Source organism: Paraburkholderia sp. GAS32, from assembly GCF_050434225.1.
Classification (GTDB): domain Bacteria; phylum Pseudomonadota; class Gammaproteobacteria; order Burkholderiales; family Burkholderiaceae; genus Paraburkholderia; species Paraburkholderia madseniana.
Genome location: NZ_JBNPVS010000014.1, coordinates 135,642 through 154,967, shown reverse-complemented (window position 1 = coordinate 154,967; position 19,326 = coordinate 135,642). Strand labels below are relative to the sequence as shown.

The following is a 19,326-nucleotide window of genomic DNA, read 5'->3' as shown; positions in this document are numbered from 1 at the left end:
CCTTCCTTCAAGGAGAGCGACCATGTGCTATTCAGCCCAGATCCAGGCGGACTACCGCAAGTACGTCAGGATGTTTGGCGCACACATGAGCATCCGGGAGTTCGCACAGCTGTACTGGGAACGCGCCGAGGGCAGCAACATCAAGATTCCGAAGGCGATGGACGCCGCGTTCTCGGTTCCCAACACCGACGATGAACGGCGGATCAAGGAAGCCATCGACCGGTTCACCCGCGACCAGGCCCCGAAGCTGGAGCAGGAACTGTTCAAGCAGCGCGCGCGACTTGCCGACGCTGAACGCGCCCTGCAGAGCAAGACGACGAAGGCGGCCACCGAAAGCAAACGGATCGCAACCAGCAAGATCGAGTCGGCGCTGCGCGGGCTTGACGATCTCCGTCGCACCGATCTGAAAGACCGCGATTCGCGAATTTTCCCCGGCAACTATGCTCCGGTGATGGTCATGGAAGACGGCAAGCGGGTCATCAAGCCGATGCGGTATCACTGTCGCCCGGCTGGCAAGCCTGCGTTCTACGACAAGAAATATCCCGGACTCTACAATGCCAGGCGTGACAACCTTGAAGGCTTCTGGAAGGGAGTTTTTGGGTATTCGCACGGACTTATCGTCGCGAATGCGTTCTATGAAAACGTGAAACGACATCGCCTGGAAGGGCGCGAGCTCGCTGAAGGCGAACTGGAGGAAAACGTGGTCCTGGAGTTCAGGCCGCAGCCCGCCCAGGACATGCTCGTCGCCTGCCTGTGGTCGCACTGGCAAAGCCCTGGCGAGCCTGATCTGCTCTCCTTCGCGGCCATCACTGATGAGCCGCCCCCTGAAGTTGCCGCCGCCGGCCACGATCGCTGCATCGTTCCCATCAAGCCGGAGCATATCGACGCGTGGCTCAATCCCGATCCACGCAATCTTGCGGCACAGTACGCGATTCTCGATGATCGGGAGCGACCGTACTACGAGCATCGCATGGCGGCCTGAGCCGGGTCCACGGCGAGCATGGCGGCCGCCCTTTTCGGTACGCAAAGAGCTTTCGCACTCGCAGATCGGCCTGTTGTGAGTGTTCAACTCGTGGCAGCCAGCGGCGCGTGGGGCCAAAAAACCGGCGCAAGCCTATCCGGCGATAGAAATGAATTTGCATTAACGCAATTTTCTTGGGCTTCTCGCGGGCTGACTAACAGGCTGGTCTGAGAGTCCGCACATCCATCGCGCCGCAGGCCGGTGTGTTGCCAATGCGCAGTGGCATTTTTCCGAGGAAGTCCGCAATCTATTACGCGCCAATTGCATCCTCGTTTCTCGGCGCCCATACTATCTCGTAATGCAACCAATTCGAGGCGCGTTACGAGATGGCTAAGTCCCCTGTCATTGAACAACACCAGCTTCGACATGCAGTAAAGGTGGCCTCTATCACGGGGCAAAACGCGAAACGCGACGCAGCATTGCTTCTTGTGTTCTACGGGACTGGTCTGACACCGAACGAGGTCGCAAAGCTGCAAGTATCGGACTATCTCTTGGCAGACGGTCGGCACGTCGCGGAGACAACTTTGCGACCCGAAATAGCGTTCAATGGGAAGCGTCGACCGTTGCTGTGGGCCAGTCAGAAAATCTGTGCTGCCGTTGACGACTATCTGCAATCCAGATTGCATACCCGACAGGGCGTAACCACTTCGCCTGCGGCCTTCCGAGGCCTAGACCCAAGTAGCTCGCTGTTCTTGACGGCAGACGGCGAGCCCTTCAGCTTTACGCCTCGAAGGACGCCTTCAGGCGCGGTTAGCTATTCGTGCGAGTCATTGACCGAAATCGTGCGTCGACTTCATCATCAGGCCGGCATCGAGCATGGGAACGCCAGCGCAGCGCGCCGGACTTTCGCGGTCAGGCTGCACCGCGACGGACGCTCGCTGAAGCTCATACAACAATTGATTGGAGTTTCCAGCTTATCTGCCGTTAAACGACTGATAGACGGCGATCCGGTCAAGCTGGCTTCGGTGGTAAGTGGAGTGATTTGACCGTCACGACGGACCGGTTCGTGTCGACGGGAAAGGAAAAGCTGGTCGCGGCGTCACCGAGCTTCCAAGTCATCACGTTGGACGTTCACAAAACAAGAGCAGAACAAATGAGAAGAGCCTACTCCACGGTAGTTGTCCTGGCTTTAGTTGCTTGCTCAAGCACCGGCGTTGTCCCAATGGACGGAGATACGTACATGGTGTCCAAGAGAAGCGCACAGGTGGGATTTGGTCCGGCGGACGGCGCGAAAGCTGACATATACCGTGAGGCGAATGACTTCTGCGCGAAGCAGAACGAGAAGGTCGAGACCGTGTCACTGCAAATGACCGACTCCGGGTTCGCACAACCCGCCAGCGCCTCGCTACAGTTTCGGTGTAAGTAACTTTGGTAGGAAAAGCTAACAATGGCCGATGATCAGCAAGCTGACCGCACCGAGACCGCGTTACGTACGCTACGGAACAATAAGCTGGTGGCCGTCGTGCTGATCGCTGGCATGACCATCGTGGCACTCGCTAATTTTTCTGATTCCGTGGATAAGTTGCTGGTCGCATTGAAGTTGCGCCCGGACGCCCTTTCCCTTGCGCGCGAGGGGCAGCGAGATGACGTATCGCGACAATTGACGGCGCAGGCGTGGCGTCGGTTCTTCTGGGCGCGGGCGTATTTAGCTCGGGTCTCTCGCGGCGCCGCAGTACCGGAAAGCGAGCAAGATGAAGCGTGGCACAAATACATCGAAGCATCGGCAGACTGGAGCTCGAATGTCATGATCTATATTCTCGCTGTCGATAAATTTTACGGGCACGCAAAGTCGGTGGAGCTTGAAAATGTGCTTCAGCCGTGCCTGGGAACGATGGCCGACAAACTCGTCGTCGTGCGCTATCCTTCGGCGAATCTAAATGGGGACCAACAGCAGGCCAATATTGCTGCTGCCAGTGCGGCAATTGACGCCGCAAACGGTGGCTTTTACACATTTGTCAGCGGCTTCCAGCCTCCCAAAGCGGGCAACGGCACGGATCGAAGCGTGTACGCAACCGACTGTGAACTGGACGGAAAAAGCGCTCGCGCCGGTCTCGCGGGCCGAACCGGAAAACAACGATGACGCCCTTCGACACAGCCCGCCGTTGGCGGCAAGACAACGGATACGTCCGTCGCGCTGGTGTTGTAGTGCTGTTCAACGGCGAGGTACAGAGTTGGGTGAACAAGGTCCGCAATCCCGAACACTGGCAACCGGGATGCAACGCGGTCGATGAGGAAGGCCACACGTGGACGGCAATCGCAGGCGATCAGCGTGACGGCGCGCTGATGTAGCTCGCCAACGACGAGCTATAGGAAGCGAAGGCGGCTCAATATCGCCGGGCAATCTCGGCGGCGGGGACTAAAGAATGTTGTTCGGTATGCGCCGACTCACCAGCCGAGGATATTCAACTCGAAGGCGGGTATTTCGCAAGCAACGCCATCGCGACGTTCCGGCTTTGCACGGACTGCAAGGCTGTGTGGGTGGCGCGGGGCGACAAGGTAAAACCTGTCAACGCCGCCGACCTGACGGGTTAGAGGAAAAGCGCTCGCGCCTGTCGCGCGGGCTTCACACCGGAAAACGTCATGAACCTACCGAGTTTCGTTCAGCGAGTCTTGCAGCGGCGAGTTAAGCCAGCTATGACGCCCGAAGGCATTGCGTTCGGTTATGGGATCGAAAAGCTCGAAATCGTTCCGGGCGCTGCGCGCCGATTGGCCGCGCTACAGGCGCGTGCCGCTGTAGCGTCGATGGCTGGGTCGGCTGACCGCGGAGAAGCTGGTGTGGCCGTATTCCAAAAGTCGCGCTACAAACGCGAGACAACCAAGTGAACAGCCTGGAGAAATGAGTGACAAGCTACCGTGAACTTCTGAAGCAACATGAGGCACTGCAAAGGCAAATTGACGCCGCGCAAGAGCAGGCAGTCACTGCTGCGATCGAAAAGGTTCGCGAGATCATCACCGAGTACTCGCTGACGCCGGAGCAGGTATTTGCTCGACCCAAAGGCAAGCGCGGCCCGAAGTCGGGGACCAAACCGGCGAAGTATCGCGATCCAGTGTCCGGTGCTACATGGAGCGGGTTGGGACGTGAGCCGTTGTGGATCAAAGGGCAGTCGCGCGAGCAGTTTTTGATTAACCCCTGAGTCCGCGGAAAAGCCGGCTTGGCCGGCGCAATGGAAAACACTCGGCGCGAGAGCGCCCCGCACGGCCGGTTGCCGACACACAAAGTTTATCGAAATGGAAATTCTGTTCATCGGTGGTGTTGCTGACGGCGAGACTTATGATCTTCCTGGCAACCTTATGCAGTCGCGTCATTCCTTCAAGCTCTCGGGCGACTTTGCGTCCGATTCGCTGCGCCATCACGACTACGAACGCCAAGTGTTCGTTGTTCGTCGTCGTCACGCTGAGGAAGACGAAGGAGCGCAGTTTATGGTTTGGAATGGGCTTCCGAAAAGCGCGGTCGATACGCTGGTCGCGGCACGCGCCGGGGTGAAAGTGGTTTCGTAACGACGCTACGGAAAAGCGCTCGCGCCGGTCGCGCGGGCCAAACAGGAGACAGGAAGGGATATGAGTGAGCAAAAAGACACAACAACGTCGCCCCAAGTGCAGCGACCATGGGGGCGAGGATTGCATTACGCGTGTCTTCGGTTTCTTCGAGTAGTACTTTGGCGCCAGGGCGCTGCGTCCAATGATGTGGTTGACAGCCTCGCGGATGAACTTACTTTGATCGCCGAAGAGCATGCGGATTGGGCGATGGAGCAACGTGGGGACTGGGAGATCGTCTCACGCGCGATTGACTACATGGCTGCCATCCACGATGGGCCGTGGCAAGGCAGGGTGTGGTTTGAAAACACACTGCGTGTCCTATTGGAACTGGCCGTGCCGAACACTGGACTCGACGAATCGAGCGCGGCGTTTCTTAACGATGTCCAACGCGGTGTCGGTCAATCGTTCCAGTCGGCGCCGGTGGCAAAGTCAGTGCTCCGAGTGACGGACGAGGTTGCAGCGATGGTGAGAACGCTCACGGATGCCGGATGTGAATACGGGCTCGTCTCAGATCTACTGGACCTATGCGAAGAGATCTTCCATGGCGCGGTGATGTCGGACACCGATCGCTACACGTTGCTGGTCGCAGCAACCGCGGCTCCGTTTGCACGGCAAGAGCGACAGGCTCGGAAAATCGGTTCGAGCAGCACATAGGAAAACAAATGATAGCTAACTCGACGTTTCTGAGATTGGCCGGTGGGCTGGTCGCTGCGTTTCTCATCGGAGCCGCCTTTGCGCAATCGAGTCCCGATACGGTCCCGCCTTCGATCGTGTCGTCAAATGCGCCTGAGAGCAAATCTGGTTTGCCGCTGCCAAAGGGTTGGCCGATGCCAACTCGGTACCCAAACGCCCAAGACTTGGGTATGGCGCGCATCGCTTACACACTAGATGCTCAGAAACGCGGGGATAAGGAAAACTACGAAAAGGCCGTCGCGCTCATTCAGTGGGGCGACCATGCGAAGGCTGAGCAAGACAACCGCCGTCGCCAGTACCTCCCGAAGGCAATAGCCCTTGCTGGACAGCGCGCGAGAGAGCATGGCCGTTCTTATGCTACGCCTGATGATATCCAGCAGGCTTTGGCCGATCTTGAAGCGCAGGGACGGTGAGGTCAGGCATAGGAAAAGCCGTCTGAGAGAGGGCGCACCGAGGCTAGCCGCCAGTTAGAAACCGGAACAAGGGAGAATTAAATGGGTGAAGCAAAGCGCCGTAAGGCCGAAGGCAATCGCTGGCTTGACGGCCTAACGGACGCCGAACGCCTTGTCGCAGAGTCGGCGCGGTTGATCTACAAGCGAGTGGTAAAAGGCGTCGAAATGGTCCAGGGCTGCTACTACTGCGCTTTTGTACTTCGCAAATATCTCAAGGAGCAGCACGGCATCAGCGTCACGCCGGTGGTGGGCTGGGCAATGCACGGCGATATTCTGTTTGCTCACGCGTGGGCGGAATTCAACAGCAAGCGGATCGACCTGTCCTTGCAGCAAGTAACTAACCAAGACGTGCCGACAGGCGACCTCCTGATCCTCGATCATGTCGTTGAGGCTGGAAGGGTCTCGTATCAGTACCACGTGACCACGACAGATCAAATCGCGGCTGCGGCAGGCCCTGACCGTTTGGCATTCGCAGACAAAATGCGCGAGATTGCCGCAGACGACGCACGCATTGATTCCTACTTTTTGAATGCGCCGCCAGCGTACAGCTACGATGCCGCACTTGCGCGGATCAACGCCCGCTGACACCACGAGAGCGCCGCCTCGCTGGTCGCTGTCTAACCCACGGAAAAGCCGGTCTGCGCCGGCAAACAGGAAAACACCAGGAGCGCAAACGACATGGGGCAACTGATTTCGCCGCACGCGACTACGGACGGCAACGGGACCGTCACACAAGCGGGAACCGGCGAGTCGCGGATGTTGCTGAATCTGATCGTGCAACTGACGAACTCTCAGGCTGAAAAGGCAATCCCGGTAGGCGCGCCATGGATGAATGATGCGCAGGTCCTGGCGCTTAAGTTCTACTACCACCTCGCGTCGCTGCACGTTCTGGTGCAGCCTGTCACGGTGGTGATGCCACAGGGTACGACATCGCACATCGACCATGGTTCTGTGCTGGTTCTGGCGCGGGCGGCCCTTGAGACCTTTCTGACGTTTGCACACGTTTTCGGCTGCAGCGAATCTGGCCTGCGGGAATTTCGCCACATGACGTGGCGTTGCGCGGGCCTGCTGGACCGGCAAAAGTTGCGGGCTAGCGCGCGCCGTCCCGAGAACAAGCAAAGGCTCGTGGACGAAAGGGCCAGCATCGAGACGCTACGCGCCGAGATGCAGGCGCATGGCCTGTGGGCGCAGCATTCAGAAAAAGAACATGGGGCTTTCCTGAAGGGGGACTGGCGCGCTGGGCGGGGGTGGGCCGCAATCGGTGTCGAGGCCGGGTTTCATCCCGTACACATTCGCGAGCTCTATAGCTACCTGTGCGGCTATTCCCATACGAGCTGGCTGAGCATCTTGCAGATTCGGGATGCACGCGAGCTATCCCAGCAGGCCGCAATGACCGCGATGTCTGTAAGTACCGTGTGCGTGCTGATGAGCTTCTTCGCGCTTCACTACGTTGCGCTCTTTCCCGACGCAGAGCACGTCCTCGCCGCGCACCCGGAGGCGACCGCGTTGGTCCGGAAGTGGAATCTTCATGCTAAGCGCTTGGCCGTCCACTATGAGCGCGAGTAGCGGAAAACAGAGTGCGGCATGGCAAGCTACAACGACATTCAACTGTTCGTGAAGCGGCGGCATGGTGTGGTCGCGCAAAGCTGCTGAATCGCGCACGTGAAGGAACTCAACGGCCTGCCGTTAAGACGCAAACGAACTAGTGAGAGAGTGAAGCCTTGCCCGCCACAGTGGCGGCCTGCAATCGAGAAAGCCATGCGGCGTTTCGGCTGGCTTCGCTAACAACGGAAAACGTATGTATGACGTCCACAAAGGAAGCGGCGCAGGCGCGCGACGATGAGCGCACGACGGCAACCGGCTTGGCGCGCTACGCCTACGAATACATAGACGCGGCGCGACTTGTCGACACGCACCACGGCAAGAGACCAGGATTTGAGTTTGTATCGCCCATACCAGCATATTTTCTTGCGGCGCATGGGATCGAGCTGACACTCAAAGCCTATCTTCGGCATACTGGCATTGGCGCTCGAGACCTTTCGAGGCAGTATGGGCATGATCTGCACGCGTGCTATCGCAAAGCGAAGGAACTCCGTCTCCTAGATCACTTCGCGGAGGACGAGAGAGACAGACAGGCCTTGGGGATGTTGGTAGAACTCAGTCGAGGGCACGAACTGAGATATATCCGGACGGGGTACAAACAGTTTCCCTCGTGGGCAATCGTCGAGGCGCTTGCAGTCCGACTACACCAAGCGATCGCCCCGATCGTCGGCTATCACTCGTTGGCGGTGCGCTTCGGCGACTACAAGTGAACGACAAGCAACACCAAGGAAAACAAGGTGGAGACGCGTGCATACGCCAACTGGGGGGCTTGGAATGCTTGACGAACCTATGAAACCGGAGGACTTTTTCCATGTTTCTTCCGGCAACAATCTGCCGCTTCTCGACGAGGTCGGCCGACCTAGTGTCGGACTTCCACGCTCCTTGTGCGGTTTGGCTGACGTCGCCGCGTCCATTTACGGTCACGCTAGCGAACTCCCGGAAGACCACTTAGAGCAGACGATTCAATGGCTCAAAGCCCTGAAGGCGAAAGATAGGACTTCAGCAAGGCTTACATACGAGTTTCTCGATGTGCTGAACGAATTGCGAAACAGCTCCGAACAGATTGACCTGCAACGACGCGGCCACCGCAAGCTGTGGCTCGCGAAGGGAATATCGGTACTGCTTGCGCTCGTCCTCGCCTCCGCAGTGGGATTGGCGATAGCACATAATTGGTTCGGACTTGGGATTGCTCTTCTCGTCTCACTTGCACTGTTTTTCGCTGGCGAACGCGGTACGGTCTCAGCTATTCGGCTTTTCAAGGAGCAAGAGCAGCGATACCTGTGGGCGAGTATTCGACAAGCGCGGTCCGTGTCGGAGATCAATCATGCGGGAATCTTTGCTTACCTGCATGATACGACTTTCGGCGCGCCTGGATTTAGCGAAGAAGGATCGAGGGCAGCGATACGGGCTGAGCGAGAGCGGCTGACAGACGCCCTATATGCCGACCCGGATGACTATCTGGTTTCCTAACGGAAAGGAACAGGTGTCGGCAATGACGACCAAAAACTACCGCTGGCAGAGAATCAACGACGCGGTCCATCAGATCGGAAAGCGGAGCAAGGCGAGCGCGACATGGCGAGCTACAAGGACATACAGACGTTCGTAAAGCAGCGGCACGGCAACCACTCAACAATTTAGGGAATGTGATGGCAGATATTGTTTCGTCGCTTCAGGTAGCGCTAGAAATAGCCAAGCAGCTGCGCACGCTCAACGAGAAGGTCAAGGATGCAGAAATTAAGATGCTACTTGCCGACCTGCAAAGCGAACTAGCTGATGCCAAGGTGGAAGCGGCCGGGCTGAAGGAGCAGATTGCAGCCCTGACCCAAAAGAACACCGAACTAGCATTAAAACTCGAATCGCGGTCGCGCGAAGAACCGGAGATGATGTCTGGGGGATACAAGTTCGGCGGAGATGGCCCTTACTGCGCCCGTTGCTACGAAACGTCGGGGAAGAAGATTCGCCTGCCTCGCTCCGTCGGCATACACGCGCACTTCGGCCAGTGGACTTGTCCCGTTTGCCAGAACCATAGCTGACGACTACACGGAAAAGCATGGGGACCTTACGAAATACCGCGTGCGTTTGCGCGTTGATTGCCAGCACTGCGGGAAGTGCAGGCGCAGCCGAATGGGTCAACGTTGGACATGACGGCAAAACCCAGCTTGCCTTGGACGCTGAGTCAGTAGACTTGGACGTGCCAGGCGGTATCGGCAAGGTGTGGGCGCGCACACAATTCAATCCGCCTAGCATATATGCCGGAAAGAACGTGGCACGGTTAATGGCTCAGTATGAGGTTGATTGCGATAGCCAGAAGTTTTCGTTGTTGCGCAGCATCGCATACGACAGTTCGGGCGCGGTCTTAGTGTCGTCGGACACACCGGAGCCAATGGAGGCGACGGTTCCCGACACCACCGCCGAAACTGTGGTATCGGCGGTCTGTGCCCTTCTGAAGAAGACGGCGGCGCACCCTCACAACGAGTAGGAAAAGAGACGGGAATGGCACGGCAATGGATAAAAAAGGTGGTACGACGTACGAGATCCTAGCAAGGGCGCGCAAGGCGTTCAATGAGTATTTCGACGCCAACGTTAAACCGTTACTCGGACTCTCTGAGCGCGAAATGGAGCGACTCAACTTTGTGCAGGTGGCTGAGCGTATCGAGGATAGTGGTATCCGCGGCGAGTATCGCGACCGAGCTATCAAGTTGCTCGAAGCGAACATTTCATTTAACGAGCCGAGCGCGACGCCTATTAGCTCGCAGGAACCGAACGGCGCATTTGCAGTCGCCTCGACGCTATTTGTGTCCGCACTTGGGTACCGATTTGGTTCGGGAGTATTCTCAGCCCTGCTCGCGGCTGCCGTCTGGTACTGGTTCGTTGCAGAATACACATGGCGAAAGCGACAGGGAAGTCAGCAAGCAGCGAAGGAGCACAACGATCAGGTCGCGGAGTGGACGAAGACGATCCAGGATTGGAAGGCAGATCTCTTGAACCTCGAACTGCTTGAGTGAGACATGACGGAAAAGCCAGGCATGGTTGATCGTGTCGCCATTGAGAAGATCGCTATTGCGTGCCGGCGCGGCCTTCACGGCCTAGAGGGCGTTGGCGGCTCGATGTTCGCTGGTTTCCCACGAGGGGCATGTGGCCCTGCGTCTGAAGTTCTCGGGCGCTTGCTGAAGGAACAACTGCGCTACGACGGGGTGTATGTCTGCGGAAGTGAGCATCCGAAGCTCCCCGACGACTACTCGCATGCCTGGTTTGAGGTGGGCGACCTCCTGATCGACATCACCTACGACCAGTTCCATGGGACTGGGCTTTCCGGCTCGATCTTCACACGCGGAACCGGATGGCACGCTCGGTTTGCTTGCCTTGAGAAACACGACGGCTTCTGTATGCCATCCGACTGGCCAAGTTACCCGCATGACGGGTATCGGGCGGCCTTGAACGCGCTGGACTCGGCCTGATTGCTTTGGGCTGGTTGGTACGTCAAACTATCGAGACGATCCAATGAAAAGCAAAGGACACGATGAAAAGCGCCAATGATGTGTTGCTTTGCGACTATTGCGGAAACAGCCAGCACGTTGCCAAATTACTCGTCCGGGGCATTGCGGATGCGACGATATGCGATGAATGCATAGATGCGTGTGGTGAGATCGTCGCCGAGCGCCGCGCGCAGAAAACGGAGCGCATGCCGAAGATAGTGAACGCCGCCAAAGAGTGGGCGGCCAAGGCCATCGGGAGGCGATGAGGTACGGGCTGAACTACGGCCTCGCAGAATAGATCACGGGAAAACCCGGACGACTCAGCAAACCGACACTGGAGAAGAAGAACATGAAACGATGGATTCCCGTGCTGCTGCTCGCGCCAGCAATTGCGTCTCACGCGCAGGCGCCGACCGCTTCGGAAAGGCAGCGGCTGGAAGCGGCGCAAGCGCTAGAGTCACTCGACTGGTTGAAGCAACAGTGCGACGCGGATGGTTTCGTTCGTGGTACGCCAGAACATGCCGACTGTGTTCGAAAACGAGACGCAGTACTTGCGCAGAGGCGATGCCAAGCGATTGTTGAGCGCGTAAAACGGGTGTGCTCCAAGGAGTACGCGGATCCCGACCCGGTGGATGCCACCCGTGAATGCGGAGCCGCAGAGCAAGCCGATCAGCAATATTGTCAATAGCTCGGAAAAGTCACGCCCACGGTCGCGGCAAACAAAGGAGACGGGGATGCAGGGAACTATAGGTGCAATTGCGTTTATCGCATATTCGCTCGCGCTGTTTCGAGCTGGGAAGACTGATGGCACGGAGCAAGGCCCAATGAAAGCTTGGGCGGTCGTTTTCGTGGCCGGGATCGTCTTCGGTGTCTGCGCCCTGCATTCTTGAAATCGGAAAATCTCACATAAAAGCCCTCGTCAAACAACGTGACAGGCATCAACACGGATCGGTAGTCGGCCGGGCAACCGGAAGAGCTGGCCTATATGCGATAGCGGCGAGCCTGTTCCTGACAGCTTGCACGGGACAGGTAGTACTGATGCCGCGAGACTCGGGCAAAACGTACTCCGGCGTGATGAAGAGCAACGGCATGGGTAGCGGCACCATCTCCGTCACGATCGATGGAGCAGTGTTTAGCGGCCCGATCGTGAGAGTCGGTTCAAACGAAACCTTCGGGTTCGCAAGCGCGTATGCGGCCACCAACAAAGGGGGGACCGGTGCCGGATTCGGCACTTTTGCGTCCGAAGGCGACAGGTTTGCCAAGGCGATACTGTCAGACGGCAACGGGCATGGTCTTCGTTGTGACATGCGGGGGCAGAGTCACGGAGGCGGCGGAATCTGTGTTGACGACAATGGCAAGGTCTATGACATTCTGGTCATTGTCCAGTGATCTACTGTGGTCAAAACACCGGAACAGCCGTTCTCGCATGCGAGAACATCAAGGAAAAGCTTCGTAGGCGCAAGCACTGGTAGCTTGGGAACACCAACGCAAAATCACACAGAGGTATAAGCATGGCCAGCCACTACAACGGATTGGAATTCAAGACCACACTACTCGCTCAATGGGCCGGCTTCTTCGACCTCGCCGGTTGGTCATGGAGGACTAACCCGGCACCAGTTGGCGATTGGGTACCGGACTTCTCAGTTGCCTTCCTGTGTGGCCACTCCGAATGTCCGAAGCAGCACTCTCTGTTCGTATCAGTGTTGCCGATCGATAAGATCGAAGACATCAGCGCGCACCCTGCGTTGAAACACGTATATAGCGTTGCTGACGAAGCGGGGAACGTTCTCGCGGACGCTGGCGCAGTGTTCGGTATCGGGCCTTTTGTCTCGCATTGGGAGATGGCCCACGGCGCGGGTGGAGGTATCGAATCTGTGCCGAATTGGGTAAGCGATGCCGTAGAACTGTGGCATCGCGCAGGCCGTCTCGTTAAGGCAACGACGTAGCACCGGAAAAGGCACCCATGGCAACCGACACACTCATGCGCCGCTGCGACACCTGCGGCGGAAGCTTCCAGTTCGGCCTCCATCGTTATGATGGGAAGCACATTCCGTTGTACGGCATCACCGTGTGCATGACTTGCTGGGAAGCAAACTGGGATGGTTGGGCACCTCACCTTGAGGAAAAGGTGACGGCCAAACTGAGGGCTGCGAGCGCTGTCTTGCCGGCACGTAACGCAAAAGGCTGGCTGCCTCGCGGATAGGAAAAGCGCTCGCGCTGGTCGCTCGTGCCAACAGGACAACGAGGACAGGAGGAAGTAATGGCAACAACGATGTACTTTGAAGAGACGATTCGCGATCAAGGCGACAAGGCAAAGCTCGACGTTGAGCTAGGTCGCTCCTCGTTCTATAAAGAGGACAGCATTTACCTGATCGTCGACGGCAAGACCGTCATTATGGATCGAGCCACTGCAAAGCGGTTTGTGGATGCTGTGGTTGCCGTCGGTCAGTATCACGGCATGATCGATTAGCCGAGACAGCGGAAAAGCATCTACACGTTGAGGAGTACACACCTGTGAATGACAAACCTGTTCAGCGACCGAATATCCCTCGCGGCGTCGTCGATGATTCGTTGCCGCCCGTGCTTCGACGTCCGCCACCGATGCCGGTCGTTAAGCCGCCGAAGCCAACGAAGTGATCGACGAGGCCGACGGTGAATCCACAACAAAGATTCTGGCGAGCCCTGTATGAACTTGTGTCTCATGGCTATTTTCTCGAGGGATATTCCCAACGCTCCGTGCTTCTCGAGCGTCGAACGAACGCAGCCCTCGCGGTGACCTCGACCGGGAGCCTCGGCATTTGGGCGGTGTTCAAACAGTTCCCGTTACTCTGGAGCGGCATTATCGTCGTCACGCATCTCATTGGGGCGACGAGTCGGTTCCTGCCATTTTCCGCGCGTGTTCGAGCCTCTTCCGCCTGCGCGCACGAGTATCGGTTACATCAAAATTGGGCCGAGGCAAAATGGTGTGAGATCGCCGATGGGACGCTGACCGAAGCGGAAATAAGCAAAGCGCGAGTCGATCTTCAGACCAAAACTGCGAAGACTCTCAAGGCACATTTCCCTCTTGGAGGCTTGCCTGACAACCCGGCGTTGCTTGAAAAAGCAGAGCAACGTGCCGACCAGTATTTGAGACACCACTATGGTGATGACGATGACGAATAGCCAAAAGCCCACGATACCCACCCCGCCACCGAGAAATGATGAGAAGGGAGCCAACCTTCCGCCGGTGAATCACAAACCACCCCCAATGCCTGCAGTCAAGCCAGCGAAGCCGAGCAAGTAGGAAAAGCCGGCCTGTATTGGCCGACGTGGCGGAGGGAACGAATGGACTTCTACCAAGGGATCGTGACCGACTATCTGAGGGCCGATCGCGCGATGTTCGTGAATACCGAGTGCTGCATTCAGCTCAACCCGGGCGACAATCCTGACACGTCCGGTCCGCACTGGTATTGCGACGCCGTGGCAATCAATTTGAGGGACAAGGCCGTGTTGCTTTGCGAGATCACGTACTCCGTGACCCTTGCAGATCTCACGAAGAGACTTGGGGCGTGGAATGAGCACTGGGGAGCCTTGTGCCAGGCACTGGTCCGCGACCTCCATGTATGTTCTGATTGGCCGGTGCGCCCGTGGGTTTTCATTCCCGAGGAACGGTTGCCGCTGTTTGAGCGGAAGCTCTCGAGGCTGTTTCGCGAAGAGCATGGGACGGATGGAATGGCTCGGCCCAAGGTTACATCGCTCGAATCGGTAGCACCTTGGAAGTATCGCTCCTGGAACCATGTAGCTGGATGACGCATCAATAATCGGAAAAGGACATCGGCGTGAACGACAATTTGACGTTCTCATTGAACCAGATCCAGGCGATCGCCGACGCCCTCGGCGATACCACCGACGGACTGACGGGGACCGAGATTGGGTTGCTGCTTGCCAATGCCAGGATCGATGACGCCGACCCCGGCATCACGAAACGCAAGCGTCTCCTTAACGCGTTTGTCAACTCACAGAATCAACTTGGGCATCGCAAGCATATTCTCGCCTTCGTCCGGTTCGCGATGAAGCCCGAGCGATATGCACGCAGCCCGGAGCGATTCGAACCCATGCGGGCGAACCTCAACCGTGGGCTCGTGTTCGCCGGGCTCCAGATCGAAGAACGCGGCGAACTCGTATCGAGCGAACGCGCGTCGACACTCCCCGATGCGATCCGCAGGGCGAACGACCTGAGGGCAGATCTTGCGACTCGAGGCGTGCATCCGGACGTACTGGCGTTTTGCCGCGCAGAGCTCGTTGGGGACAACTATTTCCACGCGGTGCTGGAGGCGACAAAAAGCGTCGCTGCGAAGCTTCGCGACAGGACGGGCCTAACGGATGACGGTGCGGTGTTGGTCGACCGTGCGCTTGGCGGCAATCCTCCCATGTTGGCGATTAACGCGCTGGCCGACGAAAGCCAGCTGAGCGAGCAGCGGGGCTTTGCCCAACTGGTAAAAGGGATGTTCGGGATGTTCCGGAACACCACGGCACACGCGCCCAGGATGCTCTGGGACATGGCCCGTAGCGACGCCGAGGATCTGCTGACCCTGGCTTCGCTGATTCATCGCCGGTTGGACGCGGCCGTGATGCCGGCGAGGGTATAGGAGAAGCACGCGATGACATCGTTTTCCAGACGGTTCGGCTACGGCGCCACATCCACTCCCGCGCCAATTTCAGTTCGGGAAGATGCGCCCCACGAGTTTCGGGGCGTGCTCGTCGACCTTGCCTACGAATGCGGATTGAGACCGGGCCCGTTACGGGACATCGCATGCCGCGCGCTGCGTGTTCGTCCGGACTCCAACAACTGGTCCGAGTTTCCCAACATTGATCGGGAAGTGCGCGAGCTGCTGGATGACGCACCCTGGTTCAAGGTGTACGACGTTGCGGAGGCGATCTACAGCGCTTTGGAGCGCGGTCATCGTTCCGATGGTGCCGAGGACTTCCTGCGCGAGCTGAACGCCTATTTTGTCGAGCGCGGCATCGGCTGGGAGTTGCAGGTCGAGGGCCTACGTTATCGCGGGCCAGAAGGGTTCGAGACAGGCGTGAAACACGCGCAGTCAGATGTGTCCGAGCACGGCCATCGGACTGCTGCAAACGAGTTGCACCAGGCCATTGTTGACCTTTCGCGACGACCCGAGCCGGATCGCACCGGAGCTATCCAGCACGCGATGGCATCGCTGGAGTGCATCGCACGTGAAGTCACCGGCAGCACTGCGACACTCGGCGACGTGATCAAGGCGAATCGCGATCTCATGCCGAAACCCCTCGACGTCGCGGTTGAGAAGATATGGGGCTTTACTTCGGAACGCGGGCGCCACCTCGTCGAAGGACGGGAACCTACCGCCGAGGAGGCAGAGCTGATCGTTGGTCTCGCAGCGGCAATCGGCGCCTATCTGGCGAAGCTCGGCCGGTAAGTACCTGCAACGAAGGGCGGTTGCTCGGTGCAATCCGGAAACAATAGGAAATGCCGGTGCAGCCGGCGCAAGGAGAAGCGATGGAACACGAAGCACTCTACGATGCAATCCAGCATGCGTTCGACGTACTCGCGGCGTATGAAGGCAGGATCGAAGACGAACATCGCGCTCTCGTTGCTGGGCTGATCGAGCGATGCGAGATTGCCGCGATGAACACAGATGCCGACCTTGGACCGTGGGAGCGCAGAGAACTCGGTTTGGCTCGTGCGGCGCACTCAGCTGGCTGGCTTCGCTTGTCCTTGACTGCGGCGCATAAGGCGTTGCAGGTAAGCGAGTTGCCGAAGGATCAATACGATTACGGCTGGACCTACAGCCAGCATCAGATTGAAAAGTCTGCTGATTGACCGGAAAAGGCGACACTCGCGCAGACGCGCGATGTAGTGCTCGCAGGCCGCATCAAGGATCGGACATAGGGGGAAACATGCGAACGATCGAGGTCACTAAGAGGTGGTTTCAAAAGGACGTTGTAGGGGCTGTTAACTCCATGGGCATCCTGTTAACCTTGAGCATCGTAACGATGAGATCGAGGGCATGGACAAGCCAATCATTGACGACGAATTGTGGAAAAGAATCGAACATTTACTCCCGCAGCCGAAGGCTCGACGCGAGAAGTATCCGGGCCGAAAGCCAGTACCCGATCGCGCGGCTTTGAACGGCATTGTGTTCGTGTTACGTACGGGACTGCGCTGGCGCGATCTGCCTGCCGAAATGGGTTGCGGCTCCGGCGTGACGTGTTGGCGCCGGTTACGCGACTGGCAACAAGCCGGCGTATGGGACCGATTGCACGAGCTGCTGCTGGCCGAGCTTCGCGGCGCTGGCCAGATCGATCTTTCGCGAGTCATCGTCGATTCATCCTCTGTTCGCGCGATTGGGGCGGGCCAAAAACCGGGCCAAACCCCGTAGATCGTGCGCGACCGGGATCCAAACACCATGTCGCCACCGATGCGAACGGGGTGCCTCTCTCGATCATCCTCACGGGGGCCAATCGCCACGACATCACCCAACTGTTGCCGCTCATAGACGCGATCCCAGCTATTCGTGGCATTCGCGGGCGACCCTTGCAAAAGCCACAGGTCGTCTACGCTGACCGTGGATACGACTCCGAACCACACAGGCAGAGGTTGCGCGATCGCGGCATTAACCCGATTCTCGCGAAGCGGCGCACCGTCCACGGATCTGGCCTTGGAAAGTACCGTTGGGTAGTCGAACGCACACATGCATGGTTCCATAACTTCCACCATCTTCGAATCCGCTACGAGCAACTGGCGACGATCCATGAAGCCTTCCTCAAACTCGCTGCCTGCATGATCTGCTGGAATACTCTTCAACGATCTGCTCAGGCATTTTGAAACCACCTCTAAGTGCGCGGCGTGCGGAACGCACCTCGTAGGTACGGCGAAGTACTGTTCCCAGTGTGGCGCCGGATATGAGGCGATGTACGATCGGTACAAACCTTGGGCTTAACGGATTGGAAAACAGGAAAAGAGCGACATGGGAACTAGGGACCACTACCGCGTCAGTCTCAAGTGCATTGTGTGCGGCAGAAGCGGGACAGCGCATTGGTCGGAATGGGATCGTCCCACGGTGTATAGCGGCAATGGCCGTAGGCTCGAATCCGTTTCGGATGGCTTCATCGTTGGTTCGGACATGGACAAGTCGGGCGATCCGCAAATCCTGTGCGCCGAATGCGGTGTGCCGGCATAGGAAAAGCCTTGGCGATCCTGAGTTAAACGACGCGGCCCAGCAGCAGGACCCGGGTATCACGAAAGAGGACAAACATGGCGTTCAAGATCAAAGCCGCCGATCAGAAGCGCATCGATGCAGCGTTCGGTGAACTGACGGCGCAGCGGAGCACGTTGGAAGAGTCTGTGCGTGTGTTCAATGAGGCGGTTGCTGCTGCACGTGCGAAGCTGGAACTAGACGTGGACGCATATAACGAAAAGGTCGATGCGGCGCGGGGCATGCTCGACGACGTGCATCGCGAGCTTGAAGATGAATTCGATGATAGGTCGGCGAACTGGCAGAGCGGCGACAAGGGGATCGCGACGAAGGAATGGATCGCTTCGATCAGCGCGTTGGCCGAGGAATTAACCGAGGCGGCGCTCGACGTCTTCCCCGAATCGCTCGAATTTGAGGATGTGATCGGCGATGACCCCGCCGAGGGCTACAACGAACTGGACAAGGAAGCGCCAGGCGCAGAGTAATTAGCGGCGGCCTGACATACCGAGGAAAAGCAGATATGCGCATGATTGAGGTTGGCACCGACCTGACTGCTATGCCAGGGGTGCGCGACGTGACGCCTGACAGTGAGGGTGAACGAATTATCGTGACTTTCGTTGATGGCTCGTCGGCGACCATCGAGCGTGACCCTTTGGCGCTGTTCTCGCGCCGTGATTCATACATCATGAGGCTTTCAGGTGGCCGCGCCGATTGCGCTGGAACGGTCGTTCTTGGCCAGCCGCGGGCGAAGGTCATCGAGAAGCTAGCCGAGTTGGGTGGGCGCGCAGCGTCTGCCAACTAACGAATCGGAAAAGACAAGATGGATGACGAGAGCGTTCGCTACGATGGTTGGATGGCGCAGAACCGTGAGCTTGCGCAGAAACTTGGCGAAGCGATTTGGGCGTTCGCTCTCGTCGAGCGGGCCACCTATCGCTACATGAAGAAGCTGTCCAGCGACACGCTTGACGTGCTGATGGCCGATCAGTCGATCCCTGTCCGTATCCGAGTCATCAAGCAATTGATCGCGCGCGCGGATGGTTCTGAGTCGATGAAGCAGCTTGCGTACAAGTGCGTAAAAGCGATCAGCGACCTAGCGGAAGAACGCAACCTGTTTGCGCACAATCCCTTTAACACATGGATCGACTTCGATGCGCGTGAGTTCGTGCATGAGATCGAGAAGGTCACAGACCCTTCGCAGGTCAAGTCGCTCGGTGAGATGGAAGCGTTCACGCAAAAATCGCAGACGCTGGCAGCAGAATTCGAAGATGCGTTGTCGCATTTGACCTACAAAGGGAAGCCATAAAAAAGGCGAGCTATCGGGTTGCCGC

At 57.9% G+C, this 19,326-nt stretch carries 32 protein-coding genes; all 32 read left to right on the top strand.

What is annotated here, in order from left to right; all coding sequences use genetic code 11:
- Window positions 1-22: 22 nt before the first annotated feature.
- The 32 genes from P3T25_RS19100 (at window position 23) to P3T25_RS18945 (ending at window position 19,301) form a co-directional block, all read left to right on the top strand.
- Window positions 23-982: an SOS response-associated peptidase family protein gene (locus P3T25_RS19100; protein ID WP_429358691.1), complete on the top strand. Its 960-nt coding sequence runs from the start codon at window positions 23-25 to the stop codon at window positions 980-982.
- A 365-nt stretch (window positions 983-1,347) separates the two neighbouring features.
- Window positions 1,348-2,007: a tyrosine-type recombinase/integrase gene (locus tag P3T25_RS19095; protein ID WP_429358690.1), complete on the top strand. Its 660-nt coding sequence runs from the start codon at window positions 1,348-1,350 to the stop codon at window positions 2,005-2,007.
- A gap of 401 nt (window positions 2,008-2,408) precedes the next feature.
- Complete coding sequence (locus tag P3T25_RS19090) at window positions 2,409-3,101, top strand: hypothetical protein (protein ID WP_429358689.1); 693 nt, start codon at window positions 2,409-2,411, stop codon at window positions 3,099-3,101.
- Window positions 3,098-3,310 carry a hypothetical protein gene (locus P3T25_RS19085; RefSeq protein WP_429358688.1) on the top strand — a complete coding sequence of 71 codons (213 nt, stop codon included), beginning with the start codon at window positions 3,098-3,100 and terminating at the stop codon, window positions 3,308-3,310. Before P3T25_RS19090 ends, P3T25_RS19085 begins: the two co-directional genes overlap by 4 nt.
- A gap of 291 nt (window positions 3,311-3,601) precedes the next feature.
- Window positions 3,602-3,844, top strand: a complete 243-nt coding sequence (locus tag P3T25_RS19080; protein ID WP_429358687.1) for a hypothetical protein — start codon at window positions 3,602-3,604, stop codon at window positions 3,842-3,844.
- Window positions 3,845-3,861: 17 nt separating this feature from the next.
- A complete protein-coding gene (locus P3T25_RS19075) occupies window positions 3,862-4,155 on the top strand; it encodes an H-NS family nucleoid-associated regulatory protein (protein WP_429358686.1) in 294 nt (97 codons plus the stop codon).
- Between the two features lie 94 nt (window positions 4,156-4,249).
- Window positions 4,250-4,519 (top strand): hypothetical protein, encoded by a 270-nt coding sequence (locus tag P3T25_RS19070; RefSeq protein WP_429358685.1) that lies wholly within the window; start codon window positions 4,250-4,252, stop codon window positions 4,517-4,519.
- 246 nt (window positions 4,520-4,765) lie between these two features.
- Entirely contained in the window at window positions 4,766-5,212 is a 447-nt protein-coding gene (locus tag P3T25_RS19065; protein WP_429358684.1) for a hypothetical protein, read from the top strand.
- Window positions 5,213-5,220: 8 nt separating this feature from the next.
- On the top strand, window positions 5,221-5,664 hold the full coding sequence (locus P3T25_RS19060; protein ID WP_429358683.1) for a hypothetical protein: 444 nt from the start codon (window positions 5,221-5,223) through the stop codon (window positions 5,662-5,664).
- An 81-nt stretch (window positions 5,665-5,745) separates the two neighbouring features.
- A complete protein-coding gene (locus tag P3T25_RS19055) occupies window positions 5,746-6,288 on the top strand; it encodes a hypothetical protein (protein WP_429358682.1) in 543 nt (180 codons plus the stop codon).
- Between the two features lie 171 nt (window positions 6,289-6,459).
- Window positions 6,460-7,269: a DUF5677 domain-containing protein gene (locus tag P3T25_RS19050; RefSeq protein ID WP_429358681.1), complete on the top strand. Its 810-nt coding sequence runs from the start codon at window positions 6,460-6,462 to the stop codon at window positions 7,267-7,269.
- A gap of 236 nt (window positions 7,270-7,505) precedes the next feature.
- Window positions 7,506-8,015, top strand: coding sequence for a hypothetical protein (locus P3T25_RS19045; RefSeq protein WP_429358680.1), 510 nt, complete (start codon window positions 7,506-7,508; stop codon window positions 8,013-8,015).
- Window positions 8,016-8,079: 64 nt separating this feature from the next.
- The gene (locus P3T25_RS19040) at window positions 8,080-8,775 is read left to right on the top strand and encodes a hypothetical protein (RefSeq protein ID WP_429358679.1); all 696 of its coding nucleotides are present in this window, start codon (window positions 8,080-8,082) and stop codon (window positions 8,773-8,775) included.
- Window positions 8,776-8,951: 176 nt separating this feature from the next.
- The gene (locus P3T25_RS19035) at window positions 8,952-9,338 is read left to right on the top strand and encodes a hypothetical protein (RefSeq protein WP_429358678.1); all 387 of its coding nucleotides are present in this window, start codon (window positions 8,952-8,954) and stop codon (window positions 9,336-9,338) included.
- Between the two features lie 17 nt (window positions 9,339-9,355).
- Window positions 9,356-9,784 (top strand): surface-adhesin E family protein, encoded by a 429-nt coding sequence (locus P3T25_RS19030; RefSeq protein ID WP_429358677.1) that lies wholly within the window; start codon window positions 9,356-9,358, stop codon window positions 9,782-9,784.
- Window positions 9,785-9,809: 25 nt separating this feature from the next.
- Window positions 9,810-10,310 (top strand): hypothetical protein, encoded by a 501-nt coding sequence (locus tag P3T25_RS19025; RefSeq protein WP_429358676.1) that lies wholly within the window; start codon window positions 9,810-9,812, stop codon window positions 10,308-10,310.
- A 3-nt stretch (window positions 10,311-10,313) separates the two neighbouring features.
- The gene (locus P3T25_RS19020) at window positions 10,314-10,763 is read left to right on the top strand and encodes a hypothetical protein (protein WP_429358675.1); all 450 of its coding nucleotides are present in this window, start codon (window positions 10,314-10,316) and stop codon (window positions 10,761-10,763) included.
- A gap of 62 nt (window positions 10,764-10,825) precedes the next feature.
- Entirely contained in the window at window positions 10,826-11,047 is a 222-nt protein-coding gene (locus P3T25_RS19015; protein WP_429358674.1) for a ClpX C4-type zinc finger protein, read from the top strand.
- 83 nt (window positions 11,048-11,130) lie between these two features.
- A complete protein-coding gene (locus P3T25_RS19010; RefSeq protein ID WP_429358673.1) occupies window positions 11,131-11,469 on the top strand; it encodes a hypothetical protein in 339 nt (112 codons plus the stop codon).
- A 383-nt stretch (window positions 11,470-11,852) separates the two neighbouring features.
- A complete protein-coding gene (locus P3T25_RS19005) occupies window positions 11,853-12,170 on the top strand; it encodes a hypothetical protein (protein WP_429358672.1) in 318 nt (105 codons plus the stop codon).
- A gap of 122 nt (window positions 12,171-12,292) precedes the next feature.
- Entirely contained in the window at window positions 12,293-12,727 is a 435-nt protein-coding gene (locus P3T25_RS19000) for a hypothetical protein (RefSeq protein ID WP_429358671.1), read from the top strand.
- A gap of 314 nt (window positions 12,728-13,041) precedes the next feature.
- Window positions 13,042-13,251, top strand: a complete 210-nt coding sequence (locus P3T25_RS18995; protein WP_429358670.1) for a hypothetical protein — start codon at window positions 13,042-13,044, stop codon at window positions 13,249-13,251.
- A gap of 182 nt (window positions 13,252-13,433) precedes the next feature.
- Window positions 13,434-13,943, top strand: coding sequence for a hypothetical protein (locus P3T25_RS18990; RefSeq protein ID WP_429358669.1), 510 nt, complete (start codon window positions 13,434-13,436; stop codon window positions 13,941-13,943).
- 162 nt (window positions 13,944-14,105) lie between these two features.
- Entirely contained in the window at window positions 14,106-14,570 is a 465-nt protein-coding gene (locus P3T25_RS18985; RefSeq protein ID WP_429358668.1) for a hypothetical protein, read from the top strand.
- A 29-nt stretch (window positions 14,571-14,599) separates the two neighbouring features.
- The gene (locus tag P3T25_RS18980) at window positions 14,600-15,409 is read left to right on the top strand and encodes a TIGR02391 family protein (RefSeq protein WP_429358667.1); all 810 of its coding nucleotides are present in this window, start codon (window positions 14,600-14,602) and stop codon (window positions 15,407-15,409) included.
- A gap of 12 nt (window positions 15,410-15,421) precedes the next feature.
- Entirely contained in the window at window positions 15,422-16,219 is a 798-nt protein-coding gene (locus tag P3T25_RS18975) for an AbiJ-NTD4 domain-containing protein (RefSeq protein ID WP_429358666.1), read from the top strand.
- Window positions 16,220-16,299: 80 nt separating this feature from the next.
- The gene (locus tag P3T25_RS18970) at window positions 16,300-16,623 is read left to right on the top strand and encodes a hypothetical protein (protein WP_429358665.1); all 324 of its coding nucleotides are present in this window, start codon (window positions 16,300-16,302) and stop codon (window positions 16,621-16,623) included.
- Window positions 16,624-16,810: 187 nt separating this feature from the next.
- Window positions 16,811-17,628, top strand: a protein-coding gene (locus tag P3T25_RS18965) for an IS5 family transposase (protein WP_429358664.1) whose coding sequence is annotated in 2 segments (ribosomal slippage) — window positions 16,811-17,159 and window positions 17,159-17,628 — 819 coding nt in all. Because the reading frame shifts where the segments join, the coding sequence is not laid out codon by codon here.
- A 142-nt stretch (window positions 17,629-17,770) separates the two neighbouring features.
- Window positions 17,771-17,983, top strand: coding sequence for a hypothetical protein (locus P3T25_RS18960; RefSeq protein ID WP_429358663.1), 213 nt, complete (start codon window positions 17,771-17,773; stop codon window positions 17,981-17,983).
- 74 nt (window positions 17,984-18,057) lie between these two features.
- Window positions 18,058-18,483 (top strand): hypothetical protein, encoded by a 426-nt coding sequence (locus P3T25_RS18955; RefSeq protein WP_429358662.1) that lies wholly within the window; start codon window positions 18,058-18,060, stop codon window positions 18,481-18,483.
- 35 nt (window positions 18,484-18,518) lie between these two features.
- Window positions 18,519-18,800, top strand: a complete 282-nt coding sequence (locus tag P3T25_RS18950; RefSeq protein WP_429358661.1) for a hypothetical protein — start codon at window positions 18,519-18,521, stop codon at window positions 18,798-18,800.
- 18 nt (window positions 18,801-18,818) lie between these two features.
- The gene (locus P3T25_RS18945; RefSeq protein ID WP_429358660.1) at window positions 18,819-19,301 is read left to right on the top strand and encodes a hypothetical protein; all 483 of its coding nucleotides are present in this window, start codon (window positions 18,819-18,821) and stop codon (window positions 19,299-19,301) included.
- The last annotated feature ends 25 nt before the right edge of the window (window positions 19,302-19,326 follow it).